The organism is Thermus kawarayensis JCM 12314, from assembly GCF_055393575.1.
Window position 1 is genome coordinate 740,490 of the sequence record NZ_AP043756.1, and the last position, 19,953, is coordinate 760,442.

Below are 19,953 nucleotides of genomic sequence, written 5' to 3' on the forward strand. Positions count from 1 at the left end.
GCATGGACCCCCTTCTGGCCAAGGCCCTCTCGGGGGAGGGCTTCTTCGCCTTCCCCGGGGTGCTCCTCCTCCGCGGCCCCGACGCCTTTTCCTTCCTTCAGGGCCAGGGCACCCGGGACCTGAGGCGGCTTGGGGGCCCTGCGGGCGTCCTCTTTTTGAACCACAAGGGCCAGGTTGAGGAGGCGGCCACCCTCTTTCCCCACCCGGAGGGCTTCCTCCTGGCGCCCTGGGGCACCCTCGAGGGCCTGCGAAAACGCCTGCAGCGCTACGTCGTCTTTGACCAGGTGGAGCTTTTGGCCCTTCCCCTCTTCCGCCTCCTCCACGCGGACGGCCGGGAGGAGGTGGGGGAAAGCGGCGAGGGGGCGCTTCCCGAAGGGCTTTACCCCCTCTACACCCTCCTCAAGGGCCTCCCCCTCCTCGCGGACATCCAGGGGGAGCTTCCCCAGAGCGTGGGCCTCCTCCACCTGGTGGACTCCGGCAAGGGGTGCTACGTGGGCCAGGAGATCATGGCCCGCACCGAGGGGAAGGAGGTGCCCTACCGCCTCGTGGGCCTAAGGGCTCTAGAAGGGGGCGGGGCCCCGGCGGCGCTTTTCCTGGAGGGAAGACGCGTGGGGGAGGCGAAGCGCCTTTTAGAGACCCCCTTCGGCCTCTTGGGCCTCGCCGTGGTGCGGAAAGAGGTGCCCTTCGGAGCGCTGGTGGAGGGAGGCGGGGGGCGGTACGCCCTCGAGGCCCTCCCCTTCAAGGAGGCGGCATGGAGCGGGCAGAGATCCTCGGGGTAGGCACCGAGCTCCTCTACGGGGAGACCCTGGACACCAACACGGCGGAGATCGCAAGGAGCCTCAAGCCTTACGCCCTCAAGGTGGAAAGGACCTTGAGGGTGGCGGACGAGGTGGAGCCTCTGGCCCGGGAGGTGGGGGAGGCCCTGAAGCGGGCCAGGCTCGTGGTCCTCTCCGGGGGTCTCGGCCCCACCCCCGACAACGTGACCCGGGAGGCGGTGGCCCTAGCCCTAGGGGAGCCTCTAGAGCTGGACGAGGCCATGCTGGCCCACATCCACTCCCTCTTCCGCGCCCGGGGCCGGGCCATGCCCGAGGCCAACCGCAAGCAGGCCATGAAGGTCCCCTCGGCCACCTGGCTCCAAAACCCCTGGGGCACCGCCCCTGGGTGGTGGGTGAGGAAGGACGGCAAGGACCTGGTCCTCCTTCCGGGGCCCCCGACCGAGTGGCGGCCCATGTGGCGGGAGGTCTTGCCCAGGCTCGCCCTTCCCCGGCGGGCCTACGCCGAGCGGGTGCTGAAAACCTGGGGCATCGGGGAGTCGGAGATCGTGGAACGCCTGGGGGAGCTTTTCCTCCGGGAAGAGGAGGTGGAGGTGGGCACCTACCCCAAGGTCCACGGGGTGGAGGTGGTGGTCCGGGGGCGGGAGGACCGGGTGGCGGAGCTTTCCGAGAAGATCAAGAAAAAACTCCTCAAGGAGGTCTGGGGCGAGGGGGAGATCACCCTGGCGGAGGCGGTGAAAAGGCGCCTGGAGCTGGAAGGGGCCACCCTCGCCACCATGGAGAGCCTCACCGGGGGGCTCCTGGGGGCGGAGATCACCCGGGTTCCCGGGGCGAGCCGCTTCTACCTGGGGGGCGTGGTATCCTATTCCCGAGGGGCCAAGGCCCGCTTCGGGGTGCCGGAGGAACTCCTCGCCAAGACGGTTTCCGCCGAGACGGCCAAGGCCATGGCGGAGGCCGCCCGTACCCTTTTTGGGTCCACCTACGCCCTGGCCACCACCGGGGTGGCGGGCCCAGACCCCTTGGAGGGCGAGCCCGTGGGCACGGTCTACGTGGCCTTGGCGGGGCCTGGAGGGGTGGAGGCCAGGCGCTACCGTTTTCCCGGGGACCGGGAGGCGGTGAGGCTTCGGAGCGTGTACGCCGCCTTGGCCCTTCTCGTGACATGAGGCTCTTCTACGCGGTTTTTCTTCCGGAGGACGTGCGGCGGGCCCTGGTAGAGGCTCAGAGGAAGGTTTCCCGCTACAGGGGTTGGAAGGAGGTGCCCCCCCACCAGCTCCACCTGACCCTGCTTTTCCTGGGGGAGCGGCCGGAGAGGGATCTGGAGGACCTCACGGCCTTGGGCCACCGCCTGGGCAGGCAGGTCGCCCCTTTCACCGCCCTCCTTAAGGGCACGGGCTACTTCCCCAACGAGGGCACCCCCCGGGTCTGGTTCGCCAAGGCCGAGGGGGAGGGGTTTGCCCTTCTGGCCGAGGGCCTAAAGGCCGGGGTGAGGGAGCTTCTGGGGGAGGAGGCCCTCTGGGCGGGGGGGGATAAGGACTTCAAGCCCCACATCACCCTGGCCCGGCGCAAGGCCCCGGCCCCTCGGGTGCCCCCCTTGGTTTTCGGCCTTTCCTGGCCGGTGGGGGAGTTCGCCCTGGTGCGTTCGGAGCTGAAGCCGAGGGGGCCCGTCTACACCATTCTGGAAAAGTTTCCCTTGCGAGGTGAGCATGGACGAGAACAAGAGGAAAGCCCTGGAGAATGCCCTGAAGACCATTGAGAAGGAGTTCGGCAAGGGGGCGGTGATGCGCCTGGGGGAGATGCCCAGGCAGCAGGTGGACGTGATCCCCACGGGCTCCTTGGGCCTGGACCTGGCCTTGGGGATTGGGGGCATTCCCCGGGGACGGGTCATTGAGATCTACGGCCCCGAGTCCGGGGGCAAGACCACATTGGCCCTCACCATCATCGCCCAGGCCCAGAAGCAAGGAGGGGTGGCGGCCTTCGTGGACGCCGAGCACGCCCTGGACCCTCTCTACGCCCAGAGGCTCGGGGTCAAGGTGGAAGACCTCCTGGTCTCCCAGCCCGACACCGGGGAGCAGGCCCTGGAGATCGTGGAGCTTCTCGCCCGCTCGGGGGCGGTGGACGTCATCGTGGTGGACTCGGTGGCCGCCCTGGTGCCCAAGGCGGAGATTGAGGGGGAGATGGGAGACGCCCACGTGGGCCTCCAGGCCCGGCTCATGAGCCAGGCCCTCCGCAAGCTCACCGCCGTGCTTTCCAAGAGCAACACCGCCGCCATCTTCATCAACCAGGTGCGGGAGAAGGTGGGGGTCATGTACGGCAACCCCGAGACCACCCCGGGGGGGAGGGCCCTCAAGTTCTACTCCAGCGTGCGCCTGGACGTGCGCAAGAGCGGCCAGCCCATCAAGGTGGGCAACGAGGCCGTGGGCATCAAGGTCAAGGTGAAGGTGGTGAAGAACAAGCTGGCCCCGCCCTTCCGGGAGGCCGAACTGGAGATCTACTTCGGCAGGGGCCTGGACCCGGTGATGGACCTGGTGAACGTGGCCGTGGCCGCCGGGGTCATGGAGAAGGCGGGGAGCTGGTTCTCCTACGGGGAGCTCCGCCTGGGCCAGGGGAAGGAGAAGGCGGCCGAGGCCTTGCGGGAGCGCCCTGAGCTTTTGGAGGAGATCCGCGCCAAGGTCTTGGAGCGCTCGGACCAGGTGGTCCTGGCCGCCAGCGAGGAAGAGGGGGAGTAGATGGGCCCGCTGGAGCTGGTGCTGCTCTTGGCCCTCCTTTTCCTCTTCCTGGGGGCCCTCTTCTTTGCCTTTAGGCGCAAGGGGGAGGGCCAGGCCATCCTCGAGGCCGCCCGGGAGGAGGCCAAGGAGGCCCTGGAGGCCGCCCGCAAGGAGGCCAGGGAGATCCTCGAGGCCGCCCGCAAGGAGGCCAAGGCCCTCCGCGAGGAAGCGGAGGCCCGCGCCCAGGCCCTCCGCCAAGAGCTGGAAAAGGAGGTGCGCGCCCGCGCCGAAGCCCTGGAGGCCGAGGGCAGGAGGCGCCTTCAGGAGGCCGAGGAGCGCCTAAGGGCCGAGCGGGAGGAGCTTAAGGCGGAAAGGGAGCGGCTTAAGGCCCTGGGGGAGGAGCTCAAGGCGGAGAGGGAGCGCCTCAAGGAGGAGCGGGAGGAGCTTCGCCGGGAGGCCGAGAGGCTTTCCAAGCGGGGCGAGGCCTTAGACGCCCGGGCCCTCAAGCTGGACGCCCTGGAGGAGGCCCTGGCCGGACGGGAGGAGGCCCTGAGGGCCAAGGAGGCGCTCCTGGGGGAGAGGGAGCGGGAGATCTCGGAGAAGCTCCACCAGGTGGCGGGCCTCTCCCCGGAGGAGGCCAGGCGCCTCATCCTGGAGAAGCTGGACCGGGAGCTGGAGGAGGAGAAGGCCCAGAGGGTGCGGGCGGCCTTGGAACGGGCCCGCCTCGAGGCCCGGAGGGAGGCCCAGAAGATCCTGGCCCAGGCCATGCAGCGCCAGGCCTCGGAGACCGCCGCCCAGCTTGCCGTTTCCGTGGTGCCCATCCCCTCCGACGCCATGAAGGGGCGCATCATCGGCCGGGAGGGCCGCAACATCCGCACCTTTGAGGCCCTGACGGGAGTGGACCTCATCATTGACGACACCCCGGAGGCCGTCCTCCTCTCCTCCTTCAACCCCATCCGCCGGGAGATCGCCCGCATGGCCCTGGAGGAGCTCTTGAAGGACGGGCGCATCCACCCGAGCCGCATTGAGGAGGTGGTGGAGAAGGCCAAGCAGGAGATGAAGACCTTCATCTACGAGAGGGGAGAGGAAGGGGCCCTGGAGGCCGGGGTGGTGGGCCTGAAGCCCGGCCTCGTCCAGCTTCTGGGCCGGCTTCACTTCCGCTCCAGCTACGGCCAGAACGTCCTCAAGCACTCCATCCAGGTGGCCCACCTCACCGGGATCATGGCGGCAGAGCTGGGCCTGGACGCCGCTTTGGCCCGGCGGGCGGGGCTTCTCCACGACATCGGCAAGAGCGTGGACCGGGAGGTGGAGGGAAGCCACGTGGAGATCGGCATCGCCCTGGCCCGCCGCTTCGGGGAACCCCCCGAGGTGGTGGACGCCATCGCCCACCACCACGACCCCGAGAACGCCGAGACCCTCTACGCCGTTTTGGTGGCCGCGGCCGACGCCCTCTCGGCGGCGAGGCCGGGGGCCAGAAGGGAGAGCCTGGAGGAGTACCTCCAGCGCCTCGAGGCCCTGGAGCGCATCGCCCTTTCCTTCCCCGGGGTGGAGACGGCCTTCGCCGTGCAGGCAGGCCGGGAGGTGAGGGTCATCGTCAAGCCCGACAAGATCACCGACGCCAAGGCCACCCTCCTGGCCCGGGAGATCGCGGGCCGCATTGAGCGGGAGATGAACTACCCCGGCCAGGTCCAGGTCACCGTGGTGCGGGAGACCCGGGCGGTGGAGTACGCTAGGTAGAGTGAGGCGATATGCTGAAGGGCGAGGACATCGGGATTGACCTGGGGACGGCCAGCGTCCTCATCTACGTGCGGGGGAAGGGGATCGTCTTAAGGGAGCCCTCCGTGATCGCGGTGGTGCAGGGCAAGCGGGAGGTCAAGGCGGTGGGGGCGGAGGCCTACCGCATGCTGGGCCGTACCCCGGGGAACATCGTGGCCGTGCGGCCCCTCAAGGACGGGGTCATCGCCGACTACGCCCTCACGGAGCGCATGCTTCTCCTCTTCCTGCAGAAGGTCCTCTCCCCCATGAGCCGCTTCTTCAAGCCCCGGGTCATGGTGGGGGTGCCCTCCGGGGTCACGGACGTGGAGCGCCGGGCCGTGGTGCAGGCGGTCTCCGCCTTGGCCCAGAAGGTCTACCTCATTGAGGAACCCCTGGCCGCGGCCATCGGGGCGGGCATCAACGTGGCCGAGCCTACGGGGAGCATGGTGGTGGACATCGGGGGCGGGTCCACGGACATCGCTGTCATCTCCCTGGGCGGCATCGTGCGCTCGGAGAGCCTGAGGATTGCGGGCAACGAGATGGACCAGGCCATCATCCGCTACGTGCGGCAGAAGTACAACCTCCTCATCGGGGAGCGCACCGCCGAGGAGCTCAAGATCCAGCTGGGCCGGGCCAAGGTCCTTCCCGGGGAGGAGAAGGAGGTGGCCGAGGTGCGGGGCCGGGACCTGATCACCGGCCTTCCCCGCACGGCGGAGATCCCTGCCGAGGACGTGGCCGAGGCCTTGAAGGAGCCCTTGGAGAAGATCTTCCAGGGGGTGAAAGGGGTGCTGGAAACCACCCCCCCCGAGCTCGCCTCCGACATCTACGAAAGGGGCATCCTCCTCACCGGGGGCGGGGCGCTTCTCAAGAACCTGGACCTTGCCCTGCAGGAGGCCACGGGGGTGCCGGTGGTGGTGGCAGAGAACCCCATTGAGGCCGTGGCCCTGGGCACCGGCAAGGCCCTGGAGATGCTCCACGTCTTGGAGGACACCATCCTCTCCTCGGACGACGTCCTGAAGAGGTGAGACCCGTGGAGATCGGGGAGATCCTCGAGTTTCTGCCCCACCGCTATCCCTTTCTCCTCATAGACCGGGTCCTGGAGGCGGACGAGAAGCGCTTCCGCGCCCTGAAGAACGTGACCTTTAACGAGCCCCACTTCCAGGGCCACTTCCCCGGCTACCCCGTGATGCCGGGGGTCTTGATCCTCGAGGCCATGGCCCAGGCGGCGGTGGGAACCCTGGTGCGGCAGCCGGGTTTCGCCCCGGGGGGGCTGGTCTTTTTGGTGGGGGTGGAGGAGGCCCGCTTTAGGAAGCCCGTGGTGCCCGGGGACACCCTCCTCCTGGAGGGGGAGCTTCTCTTCTTCCGCCGGGGCCTGGGCAAGGTGGCGGTCCGGGCCTTGGTGGAGGGGGAGGAGAGGGCCCGGGCCACCCTGAGCTTCGCCCTCAAGGAGGGGTAGTGGCGGACCTTGCGGCCTACCTCAAGCGGGCCAGGGGAGGCCGGGTGGTGCAGACCGGCTTCCTCACCCCCGAGGAGCAGGCGGCCCTTTCCGCCTTGGCGGGGAAGGAGGGCCTCAAGGTGGCCTTCTTCGGGGGCCTTCCTTTGGCCGAGCGCAAGGTGGCGGTCCTCCATCCCCCCGAGGTGCCCTCCGTGCACGACCCGGTGGCCGTCTTCCTCCTGGAGAAGGAGCCCGTGGACTTGGGGGAGGCCATGGGGGATGTGGAGCCCTGGGGGGAGGGGTACCTGGTGGCCCTCCTCCCCCAGGGGCGGAGGGCCTTGGAGGCCCAGGGCTACCGCCTCCACCCTCCCCCGGAAGGCGCCTTGCGGGCGGCCAGGGAGCGGGTGCGCACCCTGGTGGTGCCCTCCCTGCGGGTGGACGCCGTGGGGGCCAAGGGGTTTGGCGTGTCCCGCACCTACTTCGCCCAAGGGGTGAAGGCGGGGAAGGTGCGCCTCCGGGGCCGGGTGGCCTCCCCTAAGGAGGAAATGGCCCCCGGGGATGTACTTCTGGCCGAGGGCCTGGGGAGCCTCACCCTCCTGGAGGTGCTTGGCCAAACGGTGCGGGGCAACTATAAAATCAAGGTGGAGGTGGAACGCTAGGAAAGGGCTTTCGGCGCCAGGCTTGACGGGACGAGGGTGTGCCGTATAGGCTAAGGTTTGTGCTCTTTGGTCGGGCCAAGGGAGCACGGTAAGAGCCAGCCGCCGCAAGGGGAAGGCCCCCCTTGCGGAAGAACCCTGTTAGCTTACCTCGGGCGGCCCGCTTTCCCCGAAGAGGTGACGCATGGAGATTAAGCGGTTCGGTCGCATCCGAGAGGTCATTCCCCTACCCCCCCTTACGGAGATCCAGGTAGCCTCCTACAAGAAAGCCCTGCAGGTGGACGTGCCCCCCGAAAGGCGGGAGAACATCGGCATCCAGGCGGCCTTCAAGGAGACCTTCCCCGTGGAGGAGGGGGACAAGGGAAAGGGCGGCCTGGTGCTGGACTTCCTGGAGTACCGCATCGGCGACCCCCCCTTTTCCCAGGAGGAATGCCGGGAGAAGGACCTGACCTACCAGGCGCCCCTCTACGCCAAGCTCCAGCTCATCCACAAGGACACGGGCCTCATCAAGGAGGATGAGGTCTTCCTGGGGCACATCCCCCTCATGACCGAGGACGGCTCCTTCATCATCAACGGGGCCGACCGGGTCATCGTCTCCCAGATCCACCGCTCCCCGGGCGTCTACTTCACCCCCGACCCCGCCCGCCCCGGCCGGTACATCGCCAGCATCATCCCCTTGCCCAAGCGGGGGCCCTGGATTGACCTCGAGGTGGAGCCGAACGGCACCGTCTCCATGAAGGTCAACAAGCGCAAGTTCCCCCTGGTCCTCCTCCTTAGGGTCCTGGGCTACGAGCAGGAGACCCTCTCCCGGGAGCTTGGGGCCTACGGGGAGCTGGTGCAGGGCCTTCTGGACGAGTCCGTGCTCTCCATGCGCCCGGAGGAGGCCATGGTGCGCCTCTTCACCCTCCTCCGCCCCGGCGACCCCCCCAAGAAGGACAAGGCCCTGGCCTACCTCTTCGGCCTCCTGGCCGATCCCCGGCGCTACGACCTGGGGGAGGCGGGCCGGTACAAGGCCGAGGAGAAGCTGGGGGTGGGGCTTTCCGGGCGCACCCTGGTCCGCTTTGAGGACGGGGAGTTCAAGGACGAGGTCTTCCTGCCCACCCTGCGCTACCTCTTCGCCCTCACCGCCGGGGTTGCGGGCCACGAGGTGGACGACATTGACCACCTGGGCAACCGCCGCATCCGCACCGTGGGGGAGCTCATGGCCGACCAGTTCCGGGTGGGCCTCTCCCGCCTTGCCCGGGGGGTGCGGGAGCGCATGCTCATGGGCTCTCCCGACACCCTCACCCCGGCCAAGCTGGTGAATAGCCGCCCCTTGGAGGCCGCCCTCCGGGAGTTCTTCGGCCGGAGCCAGCTCTCCCAGTTCAAGGACGAGACCAACCCCCTCTCCTCCCTGCGCCACAAGCGCCGCATCTCCGCCCTGGGCCCGGGCGGCCTCACCCGGGAGCGGGCGGGCTTTAACGTGCGCGACGTGCACCGCACCCACTACGGCCGCATCTGTCCGGTGGAGACCCCGGAAGGGGCCAACATCGGCCTCATCACCTCCCTGGCGGCCTACGCCCGGGTGGACGAGCTGGGTTTCATCCGTACCCCCTACCGCCGGGTGAAGGACGGGGTGGTCACCGAGGAGGTGGTCTACATGACCGCCACCGAGGAGGACCGCTACACCATCGCCCAGGCCAACACCCCCCTCGAGGGCGACCGCATCGCCACCGACCGGGTGGTGGCCCGGAGGAGGGGGGAGCCCGTGATCGTGAGCCCGGAGGAGGTGGAGTTCATGGACGTCTCCCCCAAGCAGGTCTTCTCCGTGAACACCAACCTCATCCCCTTCCTGGAGCACGACGACGCCAACCGGGCCCTCATGGGCTCCAACATGCAGACCCAGGCGGTGCCCCTCATCCGGGCCCAGGCCCCCGTGGTCATGACCGGCCTCGAGGAGCGGGTGGTGCGGGACTCCCTGGCCGCCCTCTACGCCGAGGAGGACGGGGAGGTGGTGAAGGTGGACGGCACCCGCATCGCCGTGCGCTACGGGGACGGCCGCCTGGTGGAGTACCCCTTGCGCCGCTACGCCCGCTCCAACCAGGGGACCGTCCTGGACCAGCGCCCCCGGGTGGTGGTGGGCCAGCGGGTGCGCAAAGGGGACCTCCTGGCCGACGGCCCCGCCTCCGAGGGGGGCTTTTTGGCCCTGGGGCAGAACGTCCTGGTGGCCATCATGCCCTTTGACGGCTACAACTTCGAGGACGCCATCGTCATCAGCGAGGAGCTCCTCAAGCGGGACTTCTATACCTCCATCCACATCGAGCGGTACGAGATTGAGGCCCGGGACACCAAGCTGGGCCCCGAGCGGATCACCCGGGACATCCCCCACCTCTCCGAGGCCGCCCTAAGGGACCTGGACGAGGAGGGCATCGTGCGCATCGGGGCCGAGGTCAAGCCCGGGGACATCCTGGTGGGCCGCACCAGCTTCAAGGGGGAGCAGGAGCCTTCCCCGGAGGAAAGGCTTCTCCGCTCCATCTTCGGGGAGAAGGCCCGGGACGTGAAGGACACCTCCCTCCGGGTGCCCCCGGGGGAGGGGGGGATCGTGGTGGGCCGTCTGCGCCTCCGCCGGGGCGACCCCGGGGTGGAGCTCAAGCCCGGGGTGCGGGAGGTGGTGCGGGTCTACGTGGCCCAGAAGCGCAAGCTCCAGGTGGGCGATAAGCTCGCCAACCGCCACGGGAACAAGGGCGTGGTGGCCAAGATCCTCCCCGTGGAGGACATGCCCCACCTGCCCGACGGCACCCCGGTGGACATCCTCCTCAACCCCCTGGGCGTCCCCAGCCGCATGAACCTGGGCCAGATCCTGGAGACCCACCTGGGCCTGGCGGGCTACTTCCTTTCCCAGCGCTACATCTCCCCGGTGTTTGACGGGGCCACCGAGCCCGAGATCAAGGCCCTTCTGGCCGAGGCCTTTGACCTCTACTTCGGCAAGCGGAAGGAGGAGGGCTTCGGCGTGGACAAGCGGGAGAAGGAGGTCCTGGCCCGGGCGGAAAAGCTCGGCCTGGTGAGCCCCGGCAAAAGCCCCGAGGAGCAGCTTAGGGAGCTCTTCCTCCAGGGCAAGGTGGTCCTCTACGATGGCCGCAGCGGGGAGCCCTTTGAGGGGCCCATCGTGGTGGGGCAGATGTTCATCATGAAGCTCTACCACATGGTGGAGGACAAGATGCACGCCCGCTCCACCGGCCCCTACTCCCTCATCACCCAGCAGCCCTTGGGCGGCAAGGCCCAGTTCGGCGGCCAGCGCTTCGGGGAGATGGAGGTCTGGGCCCTCGAGGCCTACGGGGCCGCCCACACCCTGCAGGAGATGCTCACCCTGAAGTCCGACGACATAGAGGGCCGGAACGCCGCCTACGAGGCCATCATCAAGGGCGAGGACGTGCCCGAGCCCAGCGTGCCCGAGTCCTTCCGCGTGCTGGTGAAGGAGCTCCAGGCCCTGGCCCTGGACGTCCAGACCCTGGACGAGAAGGACAACCCCGTGGACATCTTTGAAGGCTTGGCGTCCAAGAGGTAAAAGCCCCGGAGGAACGATGAAGAAGGAAGTCCGCAAGGTCCGCATCGCCCTGGCCTCCCCGGAGAAGATTCGCTCCTGGAGCTACGGGGAGGTGGAGAAGCCCGAGACCATCAACTACCGCACCCTCAAGCCCGAGCGGGACGGCCTCTTTGACGAGCGCATCTTCGGTCCCATCAAGGACTACGAGTGCGCCTGCGGCAAGTACAAGCGCCAGCGCTTTGAGGGCAAGGTGTGCGAGCGCTGCGGCGTGGAGGTGACCAAGAGCATCGTCCGCCGCTACCGCATGGGCCACATTGAGCTCGCCACCCCCGCCGCCCACATCTGGTTCGTCAAGGACGTGCCCTCCAAGATCGGAACCCTCCTGGACCTCTCCGCCACGGAGCTGGAGCAGGTGCTCTACTTCAACAAGTACATCGTCTTGGACCCCAAGGGGGCCGTCCTGAACGGGGTTCCCGTGGAGAAGCGCCAGCTTCTCACCGACGAGGAGTACCGGGAGCTCCGCTACGGCAAGCAGGAGACCTACCCCCTGCCCTCCGGGGTGGACGCCCTGGTGAAGGACGGGGAGGAGGTGGTGAAGGGCCAGGAGCTCGCCCCCGGGGTGGTAAGCCGCATGGACGGGGTGGTCCTTTACCGCTTTCCCCGCCGGGTGCGCGTGGACTACCTCTATAGGGAGCGGGCCGCCCTGCGCCTTCCCCTCACGGCCTGGGTGGAAGGGGAGGCCTACAAGCCCGGGGAGGTCCTGGCCGAGCTTTCCGAGCCCTACCTCCTCCGGGCGGAGGAGGGCGGGGTGGTGGAGCTTCGGGAGTTCCCCGAGGGGGCCCTCCTCTACCTGCGCCAGGAGGAGGAGGTGGTGGCCCGCTACCTCCTTCCCGTGGGCCTTGCGCCCTTGGTGGTCCACGGGGAGATCGTGGAGAAGGGCCAGCCCCTGGCGGAGGGCAAGGGGCTTCTGCGCCTTCCCCGGCACATGGCCGCCAAGGAGGTGGAGGCCGAGGAAGAGGGGGAGACCGTATACCTCACCCTCTTCCTGGAGTGGACCGAGCCCAAGGACTACCGGGTGGCCCCGCACATGAACGTGGTGGTGCCCGAAGGGGCCCGGGTGGGGGCGGGGGAGAAGATCGTGGCGGCCATTGACCCCGAGGAGGAGGTCATCGCCGAGGCCGAGGGGGTGGTCCACCTGCACGAGCCCGCCAGCCTCCTGGTGGTCAAGGCCCGGGTCTACCCCTTTGAGGAGGACGTGGAGGTCTCCACCGGGGACCGGGTGGCCCCGGGGGACGTCCTGGCCGACGGGGGCAGGGTGAAAAGCGAGATCTACGGCCGGGTGGAGGTGGACCTGGTCCGCAACGTGGTGCGGGTGGTGGAGTCCTACGACATAGACGCCCGCATGGGGGCGGAGGCCATCCAGCAGCTTCTCAAGGAGCTGGACCTCGAGGCCCTGGAGAAGGAGCTTTTGGAGGAGATGAAGCACCCCTCCCGGGCCCGGCGGGCCAAGGCCAGGAAGCGCCTGGAGGTGGTGCGGGCCTTCCTGGACTCGGGGAACCGGCCCGAGTGGATGATCCTCGAGGCCGTCCCCGTTTTGCCCCCGGACCTCCGCCCCATGGTGCAGGTGGACGGGGGACGCTTCGCCACCAGCGACCTCAACGACCTCTACCGCCGCCTCATCAACCGCAACAACCGCCTGAAGAAGCTCCTGGCCCAAGGAGCCCCGGAGATCATCATCCGCAACGAGAAGCGCATGCTCCAGGAGGCGGTGGACGCGGTCATTGACAACGGCCGCCGCGGCACCCCCGTGACCAACCCGGGCTCCGAGCGGCCCTTAAGGAGCCTCACCGACGTCCTCTCCGGCAAACAGGGCCGCTTCCGCCAGAACCTCCTGGGCAAGCGGGTGGACTACTCGGGGCGCTCGGTCATCGTGGTGGGGCCCCAGCTCAAGCTCCACCAGTGCGGCCTGCCCAAGCGCATGGCCCTGGAGCTCTTCAAGCCCTTCCTCCTCAAGAAGATGGAGGAGAAGGGCATCGCCCCCAACGTCAAGGCGGCGAGGCGTATGCTGGAGCGCCAGCGGGACATCAAGGACGAGGTGTGGGACGCCCTGGAGGAGGTGATCCACGGCAAGGTGGTCCTCCTAAACCGCGCCCCCACCCTGCACCGCCTGGGGATCCAGGCCTTCCAGCCCGTCTTGGTGGAGGGGCAGTCCATCCAGCTCCACCCCCTGGTCTGCGAGGCCTTCAACGCCGACTTTGACGGGGACCAGATGGCGGTCCACGTGCCCCTCTCCTCCTTCGCCCAGGCGGAGGCCCGCATCCAGATGCTCTCCGCCCACAACCTCCTCTCCCCGGCCTCCGGGGAGCCCCTGGCCAAGCCCAGCCGGGACATCATCCTGGGCCTTTACTACATCACCCAGGTGCGGCGGGAGAAGAAGGGGGCGGGCCGGGAGTTCGCCACCCCCGAGGAGGCCCTCCTGGCCCATGAGCGGGGCGAGGTGGCCCTGAACGCCCCCATCCGGGTGGCGGGCCGGGAGACCAGCGTGGGCCGGCTGAAGTTCGTCTTCGCCAACCCCGACGAGGCCCTTTTGGCCGTGGCCCAGGGGCTTTTGGACCTCCAGGACGTGGTCACGGTGCGGTACCTGGGCAAGCGCCTGGAGACCAGCCCCGGCCGAATCCTTTTCGCCCGCATCGTGGGCGAGGCCGTGGGGGACGAGAGGGTGGCCCAGGAGCTCATCCAGATGGACGTGCCCCAGGAGAAGAACTCCCTCAAGGACCTGGTCTACCAGGCCTTCCTGCGCCTGGGGATAGAGAAAACCGCCCGCCTCCTGGACGCCCTCAAGTACTACGGCTTCACCCTCTCCACCACCAGCGGCATCACCATCGGCATTGACGACGCCGTCATCCCGGAAGAGAAGCAGAGGTACCTGGAGGAGGCCGATCGCAAGCTCCGCCAGATTGAGCAGGCCTACGAGATGGGCTTCCTCACCGACCGGGAGCGGTACGACCAGGTGATCCAGCTTTGGACGGAGACCACGGAGAAGGTCACCCAGGCGGTCTTTAAGAACTTTGAGGAGAACTACCCCTTCAACCCCCTCTATGTCATGGCCCAGTCCGGGGCCCGGGGTAACCCCCAGCAGATCCGCCAGCTCTGCGGCATGCGTGGCCTCATGCAAAAGCCCTCCGGGGAGACCTTTGAGGTGCCGGTGCGCTCCTCCTTCCGCGAGGGCCTCACCGTCTTGGAGTACTTCATCTCTAGCCACGGGGCGAGGAAGGGTGGGGCGGACACGGCCCTCCGCACCGCCGACTCCGGCTACCTTACCCGGAAGCTGGTGGACGTGGCCCACGAGATCGTGGTGCGGGAGGCGGACTGTGGCACCACCAACTACATCTCCATCCCCCTCTTCCAGCCCGACGAGGTGACCCGCACCTTGCGCCTCAGGAAGCGCTCGGACATCGAGGCCGGGCTTTACGGCCGGGTCCTGGCCCGGGAGGTGGAGGTCTTGGGCCAGAGGCTGGAGGAGGGCCGCTACCTCTCCCTGGAGGACGTGGGCCTTCTCATCAAGGCTGCGGAGGCCGGGGAGATCCGGGAGGTGCCCGTGCGGAGCCCCCTCACCTGCCAGACCCGCTACGGGGTCTGCCAGAAGTGCTACGGCTACGACCTCTCCATGGCCCGGCCCGTGTCCATCGGCGAGGCCGTGGGGGTGGTGGCCGCCGAGTCCATCGGGGAGCCCGGTACCCAGCTCACCATGCGCACCTTCCACACCGGGGGCGTGGCCACGGGCACGGACATCACCCAGGGCCTGCCCCGCGTGATTGAGCTCTTTGAGGCCCGCAGGCCCAAGGCCAAGGCGGTCATCTCCGAGATCGACGGGGTGGTGCGCATTGAGGAGGCGGAGGACAAGCTCTCCGTCTTCGTGGAGTCGGAAGGCTTCTCCAAGGAGTACAAGCTCCCCAAGGACGCCCGCCTGGTGGTCAAGGACGGGGACTACGTGGAGGCGGGCCAGCCTCTCACCCGCGGGGCCATTGACCCCCACCAGCTCCTGGAGGCCCGGGGCCCCGAGGCGGTAGAGCGTTACCTGGTGGACGAGATCCAGAAGGTCTACCGGGCCCAGGGGGTGAAGCTTCACGACAAGCACATCGAGATCGTGGTGCGGCAGATGCTGAAGTACGTGGAGGTCACCGATCCCGGGGATAGCCGCCTTCTGGAGGGCCAGGTCCTGGAGCGCTGGGACGTGGAGGCCCTGAACGAGAAGCTCATCGCCGAGGGCAAGGTGCCCGTGGCCTGGAAGCCCCTCCTTATGGGGGTGACCAAGAGCGCCCTCTCCACCAAGAGCTGGCTCTCCGCCGCCAGCTTCCAGAACACCACCCATGTCCTCACCGAGGCGGCCATCGCCGGGAAGAAGGACGAGCTCATCGGCCTCAAGGAGAACGTTATCCTGGGCCGCCTGATTCCGGCGGGCACCGGCTCGGACTTCGTGCGCTTCACCCAGGTGGTGGACCAGAAGACCCTGAGGGCCATTGAGGAGGCCCGCAAGGAGGCGGTGGAGGCCAAGGAGAAGGAGGTCCCGGCCCGCAGGGCCCCGCGCCGGGAGCAGCCGGGGAAGCAGGCCTGATCCCACCCCATGCTGGCCTGGGCCAGCATGGGGGCCCCTAGGCGGCCTTCCTCGAGCCCACAGGGTGAAGGAAGCAGGGAGAAGGGGCGGGGTGAACCCGCCCCCTTGGGCCATAATGGACCCATGCTGGCCCGGATCTACACCGCCTTCCGCCAGGTGGGGGAGGATCTCTTCCAGCAACGCCTCATCTCCGCCACGGCGGGGAACTTTTCCGTGCGCACCAAGGAGGGCTTTCTCATCACCCGGAGCGGGGTGCAGAAGGCCCGCCTGACCCCGGAGGACCTGGTGGAGGTGCCCCTCACGGGGCCCATCCCTCCGGGGGCCAGCGTGGAGAGCGTCATCCACCGGGAGGTCTACCTTAAGACGGAGGCCAAGGCCCTGGTCCACGCCCACCCCCGGGTGGCCGTGGCCCTTTCTTTGGAGCTGGACCGGATCGTTCCCCTGGACCTCGAGGGCCAGTACTACCTGAAGGAGGTCCCGGTCCTCGCCCCCAAGACGGTCTCCGCCACGGAGGAGGCGGCCCTGAGCGTGGCCGAGGCCCTCGCGCGCCACCCGGTCTGCCTCCTGAGGGGGCACGGGGCCTTCGCCCGGGGCGAGAAGGAAAGGCCGGAAGAGGCCCTTCTTCAGGCCTACAGCCTCATGACCACCCTGGAGGAGAGCGCCGAGATCCTCCTCTACCGCCGCCTGTGGGGGCGAGGATGAGGGTGCTTTTCGTGGAGGGCAAGGAACCGGCTTCCCTTTTGGCCCTGGCCCGGGAACTTCCCCACCCCTTCTGGCTTTTGGAGGGGGAAGGGCGCTTTTTGCTCCAGGTCTTCGGGGCCACGGAGGAGGCGGAGGCCCAGGCCCGGGAGGTTCCTGGGGTTAAGGTTTGGGCCTTCCGCCTGCGGGATGGGGTAGTGTATAGGGGATGCGGGAGGAAATCGGGTACATCCCCGTAGGGGAGGCGGAGCTTTACGTGGAGGACGTGGGGGACCTGGGGGCCCCGGCCCTCTTCGTGCTTCACGGGGGCCCCGGGGGCAACGCCTACGCCCTCCGGGAGGGCCTCCAGGATTACCTGGAAGGTTTCCGGGTGGTCTACTTTGACCAGCGGGGCTCGGGACGGAGCCTGGAGCTTCCCCCAGACCCCCGGCTCTTCACCGTGGACGCCCTGGTGGAGGACACCCTCCTCCTGGCCGAGGCCCTGGGCGTGGAGCGCTTCGCCCTTTTGGCCCACGGGTTTGGCGCCCTGGTGGCCCTGGAGCTTCTTCGCCGCTTCCCCCAAGTGGAGGGAGCCCTCCTCCTTTGCCCTTGGGTGAGCTTCCCCTGGCTTGCCGCCCGCTTGGCGGAGGCCGCGGGGCTTGCGCCCTCGGCCGACCCCGAGGAAACCCTAAGGGCGGCCCTGGAGAGGGCCGAGCCCAAGGCCCTCTTTGACCGCCTCATGTTCCCAAGCCCCCGGGGGCGCCTGGAGTACGAGTGGGTGGCGGAGGGCTCGGGCATCGTGGGGCCCGAGGCCCCGGCCCTGGCCTTCCTGCAAAACGGCCTTTGGCGCCTGGACTACACTCCCTACCTCTCCCCGAGCCGCAAGCCCCTCACCGTGGTGGTGGGGGAGCTGGACGGCACCAGCTACCCCTACGCCGAGGAGGTGGCCGAGCGCCTTCGGGCCCCCATCCACGTGGTTCCCGGGGCCGGCCACTTTCCCTGGATAGACCAGCCCGAGGCTTTTGAAAGGGCCTTCCGAGAAGCCCTGGCCGCCCTGCCCCTGGCGAGGTCGGGGTAGGGGTGCTAAGCTGGGGGCGTCACCGGGGGTGCCCCTGAGGGGCTGAGAGATACCCTTGGAACCTGATCCGGGTAATGCCGGCGTAGGGAAGGTGACGGAAAGGAACTTTCCGTAAACCCCGGTGGCAGGGGGTTTTTATGTTGCGCTTGCTGGCTCTTGCGGCGTTGTTGGCCTTCGGCTTTGCCCAGGAGATCACCGTCCTCACCCACAGCAGCTTTTCCCTGGACAAGAACCTGGTAGCCCAGTTTGAGCGGGAGACGGGCCTCAAGCTCCGCTTCCTCAAGGCCGGGGATGCCGGGGAGACCCTGAACCGGGCCATCCTCACCAAGGGGGCCCCCATCGCCGACGTGATCTATGGGGTGGACAACACCTTCCTCTCCCGGGCCCTCCAGGCGGACATCCTCCTCCCCTACCGGAGCCCGGAGATCCGCAACCTCAGGGCCACCCTTCTCCTGGACCCCACCTTCCGGGCCCTCCCCGTGGACTACGGCTGGGTGAGCCTGAACTACGACAAGGCCTTTTTCAAGGACCGGCCCCTTCCCAAGGCGCCCCAGGACCTGGCCCGGCCCGAGTACGCCAGGCTTCTGGTGGTGGAAAACCCCGCCACCAGCTCCCCGGGCCTGGCCTTCCTCATGGCCACGGTGGCCCGCTTCGGCGAGGACGGGTACCTGGACTTCTGGGCCGCCCTCAGGGACGGGGGGGTGCGGGTGGCCAAGGGCTGGAGCGAGGCCTACTACACCCACTTCAGCCTCTACAAGGGGGACCGGCCTCTGGTGGTCTCCTACACCACCTCCCCGGCGGCCGAGGTCTACTACTCCGAGGGCAAGTACCAGGAACCCCCCACGGGCAACCTCCTTCCGGAGCTGGCCTTCTTCCAGGTGGAGTTCGTGGGCATCTTGAAGGGCACCAAGAACCTGGAGGGGGCTAGGAAGGTGGTGGACTGGTTCCTCTCCAAGCCGGTCCAGGAGAACCTCCCCACGGAGATGTGGATGTACCCGGCGAGGAGGGACGCCCGGCTTCCCCAGGTCTTCCGCTTCGCCCCCGAGCCCTTGGGAAGCGTGCGCATGGACCCCAGGGCCATGGCGGAGAACCGGGAGCGCTGGATAGAGGAGTGGACCAGGGTGGTCCTGCAGGGGCAGAGCCCCGAGGCAGTGCGGCGGGCGAGGCGGTAGGGTGGTCCGGCTGGCGGGGGGCTTCCTCCTCCTCTTCCTGGGCTTCGCCCTTTTCTACCCCCTCCTGCGCATCCTCCTTCTGGGGTTGGGGGAGGGGCTTTTCCGGGTCTGGGGAAACCCCTTTTACTGGGGGCGGTACCTCTTCAGCCTGGAGTACGGCCTTCTTTCCGCCCTTCTCACCCTGGCCTTGGCCTTGCCTCTGGCCTTCCTCTTCCGGCGGCGCTTCCCCTTGAGGGAGGCCTTCCTGGCCCTAGCCACCCTGCCCTTCGTCCTCCCCACCCCGGTGGTGGCCCTGGGGTTTTTGGCCCTTCTGGGCCCCCGGGGGGCGTTGGGGGTGGACCTTTACGGCACCCTGGCCCTCCTCCTCCTGGCGGCGGTCTTTTATAACCTGGGGCTTGCCCTGCGCATCCTCCTCCCCGTGGCCCTGGGCCTGCAGGGCCCCCTGCAGGCGGCGCGGGTGCACGGGGCCTCCCCCCTTCGGGCCTTTTTTCGGGTGGGGCTTCCCCTGCTTCTGCCCGCCTTGGGTTCGGCGGGGCTCCTCGTCTTCCTCTACGCCTTTTCCGCCTTCGGGGTGCCCCTCCTCCTGGGGGGGCGGTACGCCACCCTGGAGGTGGAGGTCTACACCCTCCTCGCTCAGCGCCTGGCCTTCGCCGAGGCCAGCGGGCTCATGCTCCTGGAGCTTCTGACCCTGGGCCTGGTGGCCTGGCTCTACCTGCGGCTTCCCGCCTACCCCTTGGGGCCTTCCGGCCTCCTTCCCTCCAGGCGTCCCTGGACCCTGGTCTTGGGCCTGGGGGCCTTTTTTCTCCTCCTTTACGCCCCCCTCTTCGCCCTCCTGGGGGAGGTCCGCCTCGAGGCCCTGGCCCGGGCCTGGCGCTCCCAGGACTTCACCCCCCTTCCCCAGGCCCTGGTCAACAGCCTCCGCTTCACCTTCCTGGCCCTTCTCCTGGCCCTGCCCCTGGGGGTGGCCTACGGGGTGGCGGCCAGGAGGAGCCTGGGGTGGGACCTCTTGGGCCTCTTTCCCCTCATGGTGAGCCCGGTGGCCGTGGGCCTGGGCTACCTCCTGGCCCACCCCGGGCTTCGGGGCTCCCTCCTCCTTCTCCTCGCCGCCTACGCCCTCCTCGCCTACCCCCTTCTGGCCCGGGTCCTCCTTCCGGCCCTTAAGAGCCTCCCCCCAAGCCTTCTGGAAGCGGCCAGGGTCCTTGGGGCCACCCCCTACCGGGCCTTCCTCCGGGTGGAGCTTCCCCTCCTCCTTCCCGCCCTGGCCTCCGGGACGGCCCTGGCCCTCTCCGCCCTCCTGGGGGAGTTCGGGGCCAGCCTCGTCCTCTGGCGGCCCGAATGGACCACCCTCACCCTGGCCATCTACGAGCGCCTGGGAAGGCCCGGGGAGGGGCCGTACCGGGAAGCCCTGGCCCTTTCCGCCCTCCTGGCCCTCCTTTCCGCCCTCCTCTTCTACCTTTTGGACCGGGGCCGGGGGGGGTTCCGCTAGGGGCCTGGGCAAACCCTCTCCCCTTTCGCAGGGTGCTTACGGACCGTTTACGCCACGGGCCTAACCTGGGTGCGGGA

General features: G+C 68.6%; 15 protein-coding genes and 1 riboswitch. All 15 genes read left to right on the plus strand.

Going from position 1 to position 19,953, the window contains the following annotated elements; genetic code table 11:
• The first annotated feature begins 2 nt into the window (after window positions 1-2).
• The 15 genes from ACZ5RK_RS04380 to ACZ5RK_RS04450 all read left to right on the plus strand — a co-directional run bounded on the left by ACZ5RK_RS04380 (window position 3) and on the right by ACZ5RK_RS04450 (window position 19,876).
• Window positions 3-779 (plus strand): YgfZ family protein, encoded by a 777-nt coding sequence (locus ACZ5RK_RS04380; protein ID WP_464909814.1) that lies wholly within the window; start codon window positions 3-5, stop codon window positions 777-779.
• Window positions 752-1,936 carry a CinA family nicotinamide mononucleotide deamidase-related protein gene (locus tag ACZ5RK_RS04385; protein WP_464909815.1) on the plus strand — a complete coding sequence of 395 codons (1,185 nt, stop codon included), beginning with the start codon at window positions 752-754 and terminating at the stop codon, window positions 1,934-1,936. The genes ACZ5RK_RS04380 and ACZ5RK_RS04385 overlap by 28 nt, the downstream gene beginning before the upstream one ends.
• Entirely contained in the window at window positions 1,933-2,526 is a 594-nt protein-coding gene (thpR, locus tag ACZ5RK_RS04390; protein ID WP_054647127.1) for an RNA 2',3'-cyclic phosphodiesterase, read from the plus strand. The genes ACZ5RK_RS04385 and thpR overlap by 4 nt, the downstream gene beginning before the upstream one ends.
• A complete protein-coding gene (recA, locus tag ACZ5RK_RS04395; RefSeq protein WP_464909816.1) occupies window positions 2,477-3,499 on the plus strand; it encodes a recombinase RecA in 1,023 nt (340 codons plus the stop codon). Before thpR ends, recA begins: the two co-directional genes overlap by 50 nt.
• Window positions 3,500-5,215, plus strand: coding sequence for a ribonuclease Y (gene rny / locus ACZ5RK_RS04400; RefSeq protein WP_464909817.1), 1,716 nt, complete (start codon window positions 3,500-3,502; stop codon window positions 5,213-5,215).
• Between the two features lie 11 nt (window positions 5,216-5,226).
• Window positions 5,227-6,258, plus strand: coding sequence for a rod shape-determining protein (gene mreB / locus ACZ5RK_RS04405; protein ID WP_054647632.1), 1,032 nt, complete (start codon window positions 5,227-5,229; stop codon window positions 6,256-6,258).
• Between the two features lie 5 nt (window positions 6,259-6,263).
• Complete coding sequence (gene fabZ, locus ACZ5RK_RS04410) at window positions 6,264-6,689, plus strand: 3-hydroxyacyl-ACP dehydratase FabZ (protein WP_464910055.1); 426 nt, start codon at window positions 6,264-6,266, stop codon at window positions 6,687-6,689.
• Window positions 6,689-7,327: an RNA-binding protein gene (locus ACZ5RK_RS04415; RefSeq protein WP_464909818.1), complete on the plus strand. Its 639-nt coding sequence runs from the start codon at window positions 6,689-6,691 to the stop codon at window positions 7,325-7,327. The genes fabZ and ACZ5RK_RS04415 overlap by 1 nt, the downstream gene beginning before the upstream one ends.
• A 181-nt stretch (window positions 7,328-7,508) precedes the next feature.
• Window positions 7,509-10,868 (plus strand): DNA-directed RNA polymerase subunit beta, encoded by a 3,360-nt coding sequence (gene rpoB / locus ACZ5RK_RS04420; protein WP_464909819.1) that lies wholly within the window; start codon window positions 7,509-7,511, stop codon window positions 10,866-10,868.
• A gap of 16 nt (window positions 10,869-10,884) precedes the next feature.
• A complete protein-coding gene (gene rpoC, locus ACZ5RK_RS04425) occupies window positions 10,885-15,462 on the plus strand; it encodes a DNA-directed RNA polymerase subunit beta' (RefSeq protein WP_464909820.1) in 4,578 nt (1,525 codons plus the stop codon).
• Between the two features lie 123 nt (window positions 15,463-15,585).
• Entirely contained in the window at window positions 15,586-16,164 is a 579-nt protein-coding gene (locus tag ACZ5RK_RS04430) for a fuculose-1-phosphate aldolase (RefSeq protein WP_464909821.1), read from the plus strand.
• Window positions 16,161-16,400, plus strand: coding sequence for a hypothetical protein (locus ACZ5RK_RS04435; protein WP_054647040.1), 240 nt, complete (start codon window positions 16,161-16,163; stop codon window positions 16,398-16,400). The genes ACZ5RK_RS04430 and ACZ5RK_RS04435 overlap by 4 nt, the downstream gene beginning before the upstream one ends.
• Entirely contained in the window at window positions 16,370-17,218 is an 849-nt protein-coding gene (locus ACZ5RK_RS04440; protein ID WP_464909822.1) for an alpha/beta fold hydrolase, read from the plus strand. The genes ACZ5RK_RS04435 and ACZ5RK_RS04440 overlap by 31 nt, the downstream gene beginning before the upstream one ends.
• A 14-nt stretch (window positions 17,219-17,232) precedes the next feature.
• Window positions 17,233-17,325, plus strand: a riboswitch (TPP riboswitch).
• A gap of 30 nt (window positions 17,326-17,355) precedes the next feature.
• Window positions 17,356-18,390, plus strand: a complete 1,035-nt coding sequence (locus ACZ5RK_RS04445; RefSeq protein WP_464909823.1) for a thiamine ABC transporter substrate-binding protein — start codon at window positions 17,356-17,358, stop codon at window positions 18,388-18,390.
• 1 nt (window position 18,391) lies between these two features.
• Window positions 18,392-19,876 (plus strand): ABC transporter permease, encoded by a 1,485-nt coding sequence (locus ACZ5RK_RS04450; RefSeq protein ID WP_464909824.1) that lies wholly within the window; start codon window positions 18,392-18,394, stop codon window positions 19,874-19,876.
• Window positions 19,877-19,953: the final 77 nt, after the last annotated feature.

What these genes read in the sequence shown, in the direction of transcription:
- ACZ5RK_RS04380 (WP_464909814.1), top strand. Translation starts at nt 3, where the DNA reads ATGGACCCCCTTCTGGCCAAGGCCCTCTCGGGGGAGGGCTTCTTCGCC.
- ACZ5RK_RS04385 (WP_464909815.1), top strand. Translation starts at nt 752, where the DNA reads ATGGAGCGGGCAGAGATCCTCGGGGTAGGCACCGAGCTCCTCTACGGG.
- thpR (WP_054647127.1), top strand. Translation starts at nt 1,933, where the DNA reads ATGAGGCTCTTCTACGCGGTTTTTCTTCCGGAGGACGTGCGGCGGGCC.
- recA (WP_464909816.1), top strand. Translation starts at nt 2,477, where the DNA reads ATGGACGAGAACAAGAGGAAAGCCCTGGAGAATGCCCTGAAGACCATT.
- rny (WP_464909817.1), top strand. Translation starts at nt 3,500, where the DNA reads ATGGGCCCGCTGGAGCTGGTGCTGCTCTTGGCCCTCCTTTTCCTCTTC.
- mreB (WP_054647632.1), top strand. Translation starts at nt 5,227, where the DNA reads ATGCTGAAGGGCGAGGACATCGGGATTGACCTGGGGACGGCCAGCGTC.
- rpoB (WP_464909819.1), top strand. Translation starts at nt 7,509, where the DNA reads ATGGAGATTAAGCGGTTCGGTCGCATCCGAGAGGTCATTCCCCTACCC.
- rpoC (WP_464909820.1), top strand. Translation starts at nt 10,885, where the DNA reads ATGAAGAAGGAAGTCCGCAAGGTCCGCATCGCCCTGGCCTCCCCGGAG.
- ACZ5RK_RS04430 (WP_464909821.1), top strand. Translation starts at nt 15,586, where the DNA reads ATGCTGGCCCGGATCTACACCGCCTTCCGCCAGGTGGGGGAGGATCTC.
- ACZ5RK_RS04435 (WP_054647040.1), top strand. Translation starts at nt 16,161, where the DNA reads ATGAGGGTGCTTTTCGTGGAGGGCAAGGAACCGGCTTCCCTTTTGGCC.
- ACZ5RK_RS04440 (WP_464909822.1), top strand. Translation starts at nt 16,370, where the DNA reads ATGCGGGAGGAAATCGGGTACATCCCCGTAGGGGAGGCGGAGCTTTAC.
- ACZ5RK_RS04445 (WP_464909823.1), top strand. Translation starts at nt 17,356, where the DNA reads ATGTTGCGCTTGCTGGCTCTTGCGGCGTTGTTGGCCTTCGGCTTTGCC.